The sequence below is a fragment of the Vibrio aquimaris genome (assembly GCF_009363415.1).
Classification (GTDB): Bacteria; Pseudomonadota; Gammaproteobacteria; order Enterobacterales; family Vibrionaceae; genus Vibrio; species Vibrio aquimaris.
Window position 1 is genome coordinate 665,952 of record NZ_CP045351.1, and the last position, 11,593, is coordinate 677,544.

The 11,593-nt window shown below is 41.3% G+C and carries 8 protein-coding genes and 3 pseudogenes; 6 read left to right on the forward strand and 5 right to left on the reverse strand.

The features are described 5' to 3' along the window. Positions 1 to 924 carry a hypothetical protein gene (locus tag FIV01_RS17420; RefSeq protein WP_152432247.1) on the forward strand — a complete coding sequence of 308 codons (924 nt, stop codon included), beginning with the start codon at positions 1 to 3 and terminating at the stop codon, positions 922 to 924. Beyond that, on the forward strand, positions 911 to 1,579 hold the full coding sequence (locus FIV01_RS17425; RefSeq protein WP_152432248.1) for a hypothetical protein: 669 nt from the start codon (positions 911 to 913) through the stop codon (positions 1,577 to 1,579). Before FIV01_RS17420 ends, FIV01_RS17425 begins: the two co-directional genes overlap by 14 nt. A 32-nt stretch (positions 1,580 to 1,611) precedes the next feature. Here FIV01_RS17425 and FIV01_RS17430 read toward each other — a convergent pair whose 3' ends face one another. From FIV01_RS17430 to FIV01_RS20790, 4 genes and pseudogenes are all read right to left on the reverse strand, one after another. Beyond that, on the reverse strand, positions 1,612 to 2,781 hold the full coding sequence (locus FIV01_RS17430) for a histidine decarboxylase (protein ID WP_152432249.1): 1,170 nt from the start codon (positions 2,779 to 2,781) through the stop codon (positions 1,612 to 1,614). Between the two features lie 337 nt (positions 2,782 to 3,118). Next, on the reverse strand, positions 3,119 to 4,102 hold the full coding sequence (locus tag FIV01_RS17435) for a hypothetical protein (protein ID WP_152432250.1): 984 nt from the start codon (positions 4,100 to 4,102) through the stop codon (positions 3,119 to 3,121). A gap of 205 nt (positions 4,103 to 4,307) precedes the next feature. Continuing rightward, positions 4,308 to 5,198: an acyltransferase family protein gene (locus FIV01_RS17440; RefSeq protein WP_415846773.1), complete on the reverse strand. Its 891-nt coding sequence runs from the start codon at positions 5,196 to 5,198 to the stop codon at positions 4,308 to 4,310. Between the two features lie 240 nt (positions 5,199 to 5,438). Next, positions 5,439 to 5,573, reverse strand: a pseudogene (locus FIV01_RS20790) (recombinase family protein); the annotation flags it as partial. 303 nt (positions 5,574 to 5,876) lie between these two features. Here FIV01_RS20790 and FIV01_RS17460 point away from each other — a divergent pair. The 4 genes and pseudogenes from FIV01_RS17460 to arfB form a co-directional block, all read left to right on the forward strand. Beyond that, complete coding sequence (locus FIV01_RS17460; protein WP_152432253.1) at positions 5,877 to 6,905, forward strand: OmpA family protein; 1,029 nt, start codon at positions 5,877 to 5,879, stop codon at positions 6,903 to 6,905. A gap of 6 nt (positions 6,906 to 6,911) precedes the next feature. Continuing rightward, positions 6,912 to 8,285: an Ig-like domain-containing protein gene (locus tag FIV01_RS17465; RefSeq protein WP_152432254.1), complete on the forward strand. Its 1,374-nt coding sequence runs from the start codon at positions 6,912 to 6,914 to the stop codon at positions 8,283 to 8,285. Positions 8,286 to 8,589: 304 nt separating this feature from the next. Then, positions 8,590 to 9,804, forward strand: a pseudogene (locus FIV01_RS17470) (IS91 family transposase). Between the two features lie 156 nt (positions 9,805 to 9,960). Further along, positions 9,961 to 10,281 (forward strand): annotated as a pseudogene (gene arfB / locus FIV01_RS17475) (alternative ribosome rescue aminoacyl-tRNA hydrolase ArfB); the annotation flags it as partial. Between the two features lie 19 nt (positions 10,282 to 10,300). Here arfB and FIV01_RS17480 read toward each other — a convergent pair. Further along, positions 10,301 to 11,398, reverse strand: a complete 1,098-nt coding sequence (locus FIV01_RS17480) for a YdcF family protein (protein WP_152432256.1) — start codon at positions 11,396 to 11,398, stop codon at positions 10,301 to 10,303. Positions 11,399 to 11,593 lie beyond the last annotated feature (195 nt).

Consider the following 11,593-nt stretch of genomic DNA (forward strand, 5'->3'; position numbering starts at 1 on the left):
ATGAAAAACATCAATGAGATCGCTTCTGATTGGCAGAAACAAGGTCATAGTAAGCCCGCACAGGCTTCAAACACTAGCATCAAAAAAACCAGCTCAACCAAGCTCCCTTCAAGCCCTGCAACTCCTGTCAGCCCATTGTCGACACAGGTAACCGGAGAGTTTAATCAAGGCCTTAAGGATGTTCTGCGCCCTTATACGGTAGAACAGCGCAAACATATTATGGCGTTTTTCGGCAAAATGCAGGAAAACTTCTCCACCCAGTTTACTCATATGTATGGCTCTGAGCCTGATGATGAATTTGCTGCGTTTGCTTCACAACTGTCTACAGAGGATGTAGAAAGAATCGTTCATCATTTACGTGAGCGATTACTTGCTGGTAAAGAGTGGCCCCCTGCACTTGCCTTACTTTCCATGCTAAAAGACTTACCACTCCATACTGAGGTTTTAGAGGCGAGGCATAGAATCTTGATCAAAAGAGAGCCTGTTACTCGAGTAGAAAAGTACATTTTTAACCGTAAGACGAGCTATCTAAGGTCGCTATCTGAAAAAAATCTCGCTGAAGAATTCAAGCTACTTTATATAAACGCTTATCAAGAAGTGCAGAATAATCTTGATCTTACATTGGATCAAAAAGAAAAAAATGTAGAACAAAATGTTCTAAAAGTTGAACCCACTCAAACCGATCTTGAAATACAACGTCGCATGACTCAAGGCCTCAAACCGACTGGGAATGTAGGTCATATTCTCTCGCGCATAGATAAACTTCGCCATGGTGAGTGCTCTCAAACCGAACAGAGTTGGAACACAAATCAAGAAAGTAGCCAACCAATACATGCTATCGACAAAAATAAGATTGATCGCGAACAGCAAGCTTTAATGGAGCAAATTCTAAGGGAAACCAACGGCGGCAATGAGAACGTTTAATATTTTAAAGAAAGAAAAAGACTTTTTTCTCGCCTCGATAGGCAAGTCTCATTGTAAAATCATTAACGATGACTACAGCCGTGAGCTGCCGCTTGGAGAAATAACACTGCATGTCGAAGAGGTCTCCAATAAGTATAAGTACTATTCAAACGAAGCAATTTTCAAACTCACCTTACCCGTAGGCGAGCAAGATAACATCGATATTTGTATGCTAAGTAGTGGGCGAAAAAATCATTTCATCTACAAAAAGTGTCTTAAACTAGGTGGCAAGTGGGAACCGATTCTCAATCAGTGGGTGTTCTCAACCTCTGTAGAGGAAAAAGTACGAGAGCTAGAAAATATTATTCAATCTGAAGAAGAGTACGTTGAAATTACGTTCAATGAAACCGTCACCGTTAATGATAAAGCCTTTACGATATTTGGTTACCCTATAAGCTCAACCGACTCGAACAAAACGGTGAAAGGTGTGAAATTGTATCGTGGGGATATTGCGGTGATGGGGACTAAAACTATTGTTGTTGCCGGGACTAAAGTTCGCTTATTTATCCCCAAACTCATGCGAGAAGACAGTAGCTTTCGAGAAGATTACCTTTGCATCACTCACATGGAAAAAAAGCGTAAGCCTAACAAAAGAAAAACTTACTCTTGGGAATAAGTTTTTCTACCAACCAACCCACCGCATCGTCTTTAGGCCATGACTGGTTCTCCAGCACACTTCTCTGTCGTTAAAGTTCTATGCTCTTCAATCAGTTCATCCAACACTTGATGTAATCGATTAGGGTTGGCTGTGGTTTGACCTGCAATGATGATATGTGCTGTATTTTTGGCCACCGCTAAATGGTACTTGCGCCATAATTGTTCCGAAGGTTTAGGAAACACAACAATCGGTGAGTTGTCATGACGCCACGCTGAAATCCCATGTTGATTCAACTTGATAACTACCTCTTGAGCCAGCTGCAAACAATCCGCTACTCGCTGCTTTTTGCTCTGCTCACTAGTGCTACGAATAAACTTCCATAGAAACAGAGGCGTTAAACCATTTCTTGAGCCTGATAAGGTTTTATCTGGCGCGGCAATATATTCTATCTGGTGACTCAGTTTATCAGTATGTTTCTTTAGCGCTAAAACCATACCGCAAGGGATAGGTGAACCCAACATTTTATGACCTGACACTGAGATAGAATCAATGCCATGTTTAAATGAGAACATAGGAGGATTATCAAGGTAAGGAACTATCATGCCATGACATGCGGCATCCGCATGGATGTAGTATTGTTCGCGGTCAAAGCCAACTTTTTCCAAACGACGCTGAATTTGCTGTAAGTCATCAATGGCACCCAGCATAGTGGTGCCTATGTTGGCAAATATGATTGGTGATTTATCTATGTTTTCTTTGAGTAAACATTCCAACGCATCGTAATCCATTTCGCCCCGAGAGTCTGACGCCACGACCTGATAGTCAATATTCAAAAAACGAACGATCTTCATTACTGAGTAATGAGTTTCCTGTGAAAAATACACCATTCCCGATGGAAATCTCTCTCTAGCAAGATAACAACCATACATATTGCCTTCGGTACCACCATTGGTCACGTAACCCCACGCCTCATCCAAGGTGGTGTGGTACAAGCGACAAAAATATTCGACCGCATCTTGTTCGAATTCAAAGGTATTCATCGGGTAATTAGAAGGCTCTGCCCAGTCACCTACGTTATTTATGGAAAACTGAAAAAAAGACCATAAATCCCGATAGTCGTAATCTGTAGCAACAGGATAACCAAGCATTTGGTGCTGGCTCTCTACGCAGACTTTGTATAAATCTCTGAGTCTTTGAGTATCATCATAGGACAACGACATATGTATTCCTTTACATCTGTTTGGACACTGTTTTAATGCCGTTTTATTGCTCAAATTACAACCGTCTTTATAACCTAATGTTGTATTCTGTGAATGAACGGTGAGAATACATGCTTATTACTGAAGGATTAATTAATATCCACCTCTCCATAAGTTCAATATAACCACAAGTAATTTAAAATTATTTTCTGATATCATACCGAAATTTATATAACTCAACATTTTCCAAATATTGAAATTTATAAATTGGTGCAATGACTATCCCATGGTCGAAAAAATATTAACTAGGCCATCTAAAAATGCTGGTGACAGATCTTATGCCCATCACCATATATGTCTAATTATCTAACATGTTTTTCAAACTTTCTGGCAATTCAAGTAGCCATTGACTGCTGTATTTTTTTAAAATAACGACTTCATTTCTGGTAATCCGCTTGCCAAATAGTCTTTCCTGTTTTTCAACATTAACGTATTTCTTATCATTATGGTCAAACACATTAATGACTTTAAAAGATTCCAAGTTAGCCGTGTTACTGCCTGATGCCTGACCTAAAATAGAAAGAAACTGATTCATAAAATCAAGGCCTGACATTAACACAATATCTTCCTTGGACACAGTGTTACCAAATGCCATATTTTTTATAAACTTTATACTTGAATCATTATGTTCAAGACCTGATACCAGAACATCTTTTAAGCCACTGATATCATCAGGATGATAAAAGTTCGCAGATTGGTCAAAGCCTACTTTGGTTATAAAATCATAATATTGCTCAGTAAACTCTGTGGGTACCTGAGATAACGATAATTCCCCATCAATAATAACTCGCACATCGGTTATTAGCGCCGATGATGAGCTATATGGAGTAAACGTCATGCTTTTGTCGGCCAACCAATTGTCATAAACCCAATTAGATTCATCGATACAGTGCTTTGAAACTGTTTCTAAATTAACTCTATCACCAATAGTGGTATTGTGAATCTTATTGCCGCTATTATCTTCGGCATAGGTATAAATCAAAATTCCGGATTGATCTGAAGAAGAAGGATCGATACCACTGTGATCGATACCACTGTATGACGTTTGGATACAGACCCGCTCGATATCCGACAAAGCCATTGGCAACTTAGCAATGGCTTCGGCTCGCTGCTCAAGATAGCCATCCGCCAAATTGAAATAATCAAACTGAGGTGCTTGGTATAGAACAGGCTCATTCATCACAGCTGGTAAGCCACTTTTTATCTCTGGCACAATAGATAGTGTATCAGCAACAGACGGCACAGAAATAAATAATATTGCTAGTAGGTTATTTTTATTCATTGATTGCTCCTTTTTTCAAGCAGCAATATCAATTATTAGATTATTAGTTTCAAGAATTAATTAAAACAAATAAGAGTAAAATAGTTTTATGTGATAATTGTCTATAATGAATCAAAATTTAAATACAAATAAGGCAATATAGAGTTTAATGTAATAAATAAAATATAAATCCAACCACATTAAAATAAATATATTTCTAAATTTATTATGTTCTTAAATCGGCTCGATGTTCCCTTTTAATTCTCTGTTTGAGCCAAGCTTGCGCGGGCACCTCAATGAATGTATAGGTGATATGAGCAGCAAGTATCGATACACCAACATACGCGGCAATTGGAACTAATAGTGCGGCACCTGACCAATCAGGCAAAAGTCGACCAAACGCACTGTTTAGCACCATAAATACGACGCCATGGCATAAATAAACCGAGTATGAAATCTTGCCTAAGTAAACTGCTACCGAACCAGATAGCCAACGGCTAGCAAAATGACTGTTATCGGTTAAAGAAAATAAAACCAAACCAAACGCCATAATCATTACCCAATCCCAGCGGCTATGGGTGTTAAATAAAGCCATGAACGCTATGATAGACAGTGCCACGACGGCCATTGGTAGCAAAGTCGTGACTTTGGTAATTTGGTATAGCCTAAAAATCAACATGCCAACCAGAAATTCACTCAATACTCGCAGCAGAACAAACTGCCAACCCGCAAAATAACTTTGCCTATCGGTTAATCCCCAGCCCAAGCTTATCGTTAAAGCAAATACAGCTGCCATGATTGCAAAGCATTGCAACGTAGACAGAGAGGCTCTAAAAAGTAATGCCGCCAAAAATGGAAAACACAAATAGGCAAATAACTCACTACTTACTGACCATGAAGGAGCGTTCCAGCCGACTGAATTCTCAACACCAAATCCATTGGTTAGGCTCATACTAAACAAAAGCTTAGGTAGTGAGAAGGCATCGGCTGGGGAGTGATAATTTAATAGAGTACTGGCGAGCAAAAAAATTGGCACCAGTGCAAGCGTGGTGACAAGGTGAACCGGGTAAATGCGCGCAATGCGCAGCCACATGAAACGACGCCAAGCAGTACGAATAAGACTCGAAAATTCACGACCAAAGCCAGAAACTTTGAGATCAGCGTGTCTTACGAAGGGTTGGCCGTCAGTAAAAAGCGTCGCACATTGACTGAACTAAAACGTCAATATGCAGGATAAATACGGCGCTAGCCAAGACCACTACTGCTACCCCCAATCTCACACACTGATCAACCGCCTGAACATTCGAGACAGTCACGAATTGGATGAGGCCGAAATCGCATTTTCTCATCACCGATACCTTGTTGTTTTAGCGCCACTGGCAATATCAGTAAAAATTTTTTCACAACCTGCTTTTTTAAGTGCACTGACTTGCAAATCAAGGTTTTGAGATTAGGTGGAGACTCGAGCGTATCCAATTAACACGAAATTCATCCTTAAAATGTACCAAAACTCATCTGTATCCGTGATTCCGCACCTAATTCAGGCATTTTAAAATGTGATACGAAACACGATTTTTGACCTAGTTTGATCGGGGTCGTGATTTCAGAGCTAAATAGTGCTAATACGGACATCAGATTTAACTAATCGTGCTTTATTTGCAGTAGGGCTATTGGGTTATTTGCAATTTAACGCTTCAAATTTATTGACAGAACATGAATTTCAGGTAATGGAGAGCCATTCGAACAACAAAGTGTCATAGAATGGAATTGCTAATCTTTCGAGAGAAGAATACATATGACCAATCATCAATGGGCGCTAATTTCGGAAAACAACTCGTATATCAGAGATAGTTTTATGAGAGTTTGGTTATTCCTAGCCACTATTGTAACAGCTTTCCCAATATCAACTCAGTCTCAAACACAGTTAGATGATAATAATATATTCATTGGAGGACGATTTTTACTAGCAAACTTTCAAGGTGCTTGCGGTGAAAACAATCTTGAGTGTAATGATACTAGCAAGGGTATGGCTATATATACAGGTTATATGTTGAACCCGTGGCTTTCGGTTGAATCTGAGATTTTAGATTATGGAGAACCTAATGCTACTTACAGTTTTGGTAATATTAGTGCCCAAATTTACGGTATAGAATTATCAACAAAGTTTCATTACCCTCTGTTCCAACATTGGAGTATTTATGCAGGGTTGGGAGTAGCGCTCCAAAGTATAGATAAGAATATTGAGTGGACAAATTCTAATCCCAAAAATGAGTATTTGACGCCGGTTATATCAATGGGATGGGAGTACAGACTATCTCGACAATGGTCACTACGAGGACAATATCAATTTTTGGATGCTATAGGAGGTGCGACAACATTATATGCAGATTCGCATATCGCATCGATTGGTATTGCGTACCATTTTCAAGATTCTAACCACCTAGCAGGTCCATCTTATAAGGTAGAACCTGTAACACGAGAAGCTTTTGGCAAAGAAACTATCCACTTCACATCTGATTCATTCACTGTCACTCACGATGAAAACCTAATACGTTCTATTAACGATATAAAATCGTTGGCTGCCTATAAAATAACTATTATCGGTCATGCAGACAGCTCAGGTAATGAATCCTATAATGAAGCACTTTCACTCAAAAGAGCGCAATCAGTTTCACAGTATATAATTCAGCAGGGCATAGAACCCGAAAGTTTGAAAGTTATTGGCCGTGGTGAAAAAAATCCAATTGCAGATAACAAGACACCTCAAGGTAGAGCTATGAATCGCAGGGTAGAAATTGAGTACTTATTTCTCAAAAAAGAGTGAATTATAATGAATAAAATACTTTTTTCCTTTTTGTTTTTTTCAGTATTAGCTGGGTGTGGTGGCGAAGATGAAGGCTTACTTTACTCGGATGAGCTTCCATCCAACCTTAGTTCAATTAGAATCACACCTAAACCAGCGGTTGTCCCAGTAGGATTTGATGTGCTTTTTGCTACTCAAGCTATATTATTGGATGGAAGTATCGTAGAAATAACTGATACATCGATATTAAAATGGAATAGCGAAAATGAAAGTATTGCTACTGTCGATAATGATGGCCGTGCATCAGGTATTCAAGTCGGTACGTCAAAAATAACGGTCAGCGGTACATATAAGGGTGAAGTTTATTCTGACAGCTCTGTCCTTACAGTGACCGCTTCAACTGTAACTGGTCTAGACATTGAACCAGAATCAACTGAGTTACCCGTAGGTCTAAGTCAACAGCTTGAGGCGTTTGCAACTTTTTCAGGGGGGGAATATTTAAATGTAACAAACCATCGAGCTGTACATTGGAAAAGTTCTGATAACTCAATTGCTTCCATTGACAATAATGCTGAGGTAACAGGTGTTAGTATCGGGTTAGCCACAGCCACAGCTACAGCCACAGCCAATGGGGTAAGTATCTCTGATACTTCAACTATTAATGTACTCAATGCCACCATAACGAACTTTCAAATACTACCCGAAACTGTTGAGTTGCCCGTTGGGAGCAAAGCTGTTTTTAAACCTGTTGTAACTCTTTCTAATGGTGCCACCATAGATGTAACGGGTAGTTCTTCTCTACTCTGGTCGAGTAGCAATATGGCAATTGCAACCATCGATGATGGAACGGTCACGGCACTATCTCAGGGAAGCTCTACCATAGAATCAGAAGGAGTAAGCGGAAATTTTAGAGATGAAGCATTGGTATTGGTAAATAATTCGGACTTCACAATTGAGGCCGAAGATTTGAAATGGTTTGGTGATTCTACGGGGGCAAGATATACATCTCTGACAAACTCTACAGAGCTTGCATACCCATCGATTTCTAGCCCGACAGGTATTACGATAGGATTGCTTAACAAATTTTTCGGAGCGAATAATCTAGGTTCAACTTTGGATGGTTTAACCCCTGGGGATCGGATCTATCTGTCAGCTAATATAGATACAGACAACAATACAGGTTCAATTAGTAATGCATTGCTTAAGGTTAATTTTATCAATGAAATCACGGGAGCTACTATAGTGGTAGATCTTAATTGCACCTCATCTGAATGCAGCACTATTTATACTTGGACTGCTAATAACGATGCTGGTGAATATGATAGCATTATTTTCAAAGCTGACATTGATGCCAATGGTAATAATGTAATATACGATTCAGTTAGTGTGGGCCTTAGGTAAATAATTATCAATGCACCTGCATCACCAGAAACACAGGATATTATCTAGCTTAAAAGTTGGCGGTTATCGCAGTTACCTGGTCATTACCCCTAAAACGCTCACTATTTTTAGTCGGTGCCACTTTTCAGTTAAACGGGGTTTACCGCCAGCTTACGATATATCACGCAACATAGTAGAGCCTTTATGAGCCACCCTAACCCGACACGAACATAGCAGCTACGCTGTAATTGGGTACGTGATAGGTTTAGGCGTATAATCAGGCTCTCCATTTGCTATGATGATGCTCCGATAACCTTTACTACCCATGGCTACTCGCACTTCTGTCAACCAACCTTATCAACCTAGGCCTATCAAATTCCTTTTTGAGTACAACAAAGCCTGAACGACAATGTTCGAGAATGACCCTAGCCTGCGAGACGTGGAAGTCGCGGAAGTCACAAAAATGTTAGCCTGTGGTATGTCACTGCTCGGCGGGAAAAGAGTGGAGTGTGAGAATGAGTCTTGCCCACATGGTAAAGATATTTGGTTTACGTGTTCGAGTCGCGCTTGCTCCTGTTGTGGTAAAAAATCCACCGACAACTGGATAGCTCAGCAGGTGAATCGACTTCCTCACTGCCCTTGGATGCACATGACGTTCACCATGCCTGACGTCTTTTGGCCCTTATTCCTTTTGAATCGACATTGGCTCGATAAGCTCTCTCAACTCGCGGTGGACAACCTTCTTTATGCAGCAAAACAGAAAGGGTTAAAAATCGGTATTTTCTGTGCGCTTCATACCTTTGGTCGACGCCTAACCTGGCATCCTCATGTTCATGCATCCGTGACGCTAGGCGGAATAAACACCGATGGAGACTGGAAAGCGCTCAGCTATTGTCATCAAAAGGTAGAAAAGCGTTGGAGAAACCAACTCTGTGACTTCCTGTTATCACAGTATGACACGATTGAAATGGAAAATTCGGAGCAGTCCTGTCGTGATTACGATGAATTTAGACGCTTTATCAACACCCAGAGACAACGCTTCTGGCATGTCCATTTCGCTAAGAAAACTCAACATCCCAGAGCGACCATTAACTATCTCGGCCGCTATCTTAAACGTCCTCCCATATCAGGGGCCAGATTGGCGCATTATCGTGGAGAATCAACCCTGTCCTTTCGCTACCTTGATCACCATACAGGTCGATACGAAACCGAGAATGTGAGCCAAATAGAGCTTATAAGACGGTTTTTGCAACACATCCCTGAGCATGGTTTTCGCATGATCCGCTATTTTGGTTTTCTCGCCAATCGTGTCGTGGGAGAGGTGTTACCGACAGTACGCAGTGCTCTAGGTATGGCGCGCCACCCAGAGCCTGCTTCCCCTATTCGATACGGTCAGATGATCAAACGTTTTTTAAGAGTGGATCCCTTTGAGTGCATTCTGTGTGGTTGCCGACTGCACGTTGCCGTTTTCCATGCTGGGATAGGCCGACAGCCGCTCGTCAATGAGGCACTGAGTAGGCGTGGCGAAGCCATCACGTAGGGGAGATCTATCCAAAATCTGATTTATCGACAACATCAATAATAACATTCATCCCAACCATCAATTTTATGGATAGGTCAACCAACATGCTCCACCGATAAAGCATCCCCATCATCAGAAAACACCGTCTGGCATACTTTGAAATCGCTAAACATCAAGGTTTCCTCAGCAATACATCTCCAGTTCGACATCATTCACTCCTCACTCCCAGACATTTACAAGCAGGGGTTGATGGCACTCAGTGACTCTCGAATTTCGAAACAAGGCATTCTCACGATAAAAGCGCAGCAATTTCGAACTCAGGAGCAAAACAGAGAGGACGCTCTGGAGCGGCTGGCACAGATAATCCGTAGCGCAGTCCAAGTGCAGAAAAAACGCCGCCCAAAAAAACCAAGCAGGGCGGCAAATGAAAAGCGGTTAAAGTCCAAAAATGCTCGTTCTCAAACCAAGTCTCTTCGAACAAGGGTGAGCCATTAATGACGCTCACCCATAGTGTTTATCTTGATTCAAGCGGGTAAGATCGATAGCTCCACATACCATAGGTACGCAGCGCATCACGATAAATACCCAGCAGCTCACCCTTACTGATTTGTTTTAACTCTTTAAGTGGTTTGTCTGGGTACGCAAGCGTATCAAAGGTAATGCCGCTAGGACCCGTTTGCCAACTGGCAATTTCAAACAGTACCTGCCCACGACGAACATGGCTGGCAGAACTGATGATTGTCGCGTGTTTTATCTTGTGTCTTGCAAGAGCATAACTACTAAACAACGCATTACCGACCGTACTAGTAGCGTAGTTCTCTTCAATAATGCGATCCGCACTCACTCCTTTGGCTATTAGCCAATCGGCCATCAGTTTGCCTTCCGTTTTGTGGTTTTGCGGCACGCCTCCTGTCAGTACGATCAGTGCTTTCGGGTTCGCTTGCGCAAGCTTTAACGTTGTCTCAAGCCGTTCAATTAAAATGGAGTGCATAGAGCCATCAGGGTTAAGCGCATAACCCAGAGTGACAATCGCGCCATTTTTATCAAGAGCACCCTTATCTGCTTTCTCTTTTAGCGGAGTAGCAACCACGCGATCGATGGTTTGGAATATGCGGGTTAAATCTTGCGCTTTCCCAGCATTGAGTTTGGCCAGAGCCTGCCTATGCTTTTGAGACTCTGCTTCATTACCGTTAAATTTTTGCCACACGGCGAGATACGCGTGCAAATCAATATCATCAGGTGCGACAGATAAAGCTTGTTCGAACAATTCGATCGCTCGATCAACGTTCTTGTTATAAATCTGCGCATTCGCAGCCGAAATCAGCAGATCCGTTCGATAAGGTTCAAGTTGATATGCTTGCAAAAGGCGATCAGTCACTATTTCCATATTACTTGGCATTTTTGCCGTAAAACCAGCATGAGAGACTCGTGCAGGCGACTTAAATGCGCTTACCGCATCATTTAACAGCTTATCGACGACCTCACGTTTTGTGACCAGATCCGTGTATTGGGCAGAAGCCTGTACAGCGTGCTCTAAATCTGCGGTTGCAGGTGCTGACGCACCGAATGCCAATGCACCAGTGAGTAACAGCGAAATCAATGTTTTGTTCATGCAAAGTCCTAAGGATCTTATCTATCTCAATACCAGGTGTGGAGTTTATAAAATAAAAATTTAAAAACCGTGACATAGGTTATATTTTACACTTCCATAGCTATAGAGTGCTAAAACGAGAAGTAAAGTCACAAAGAGTGGGTATTAGGGCTTGATGGACATACTTAGCATCTCCATCAAGCCTTATTCATTGCT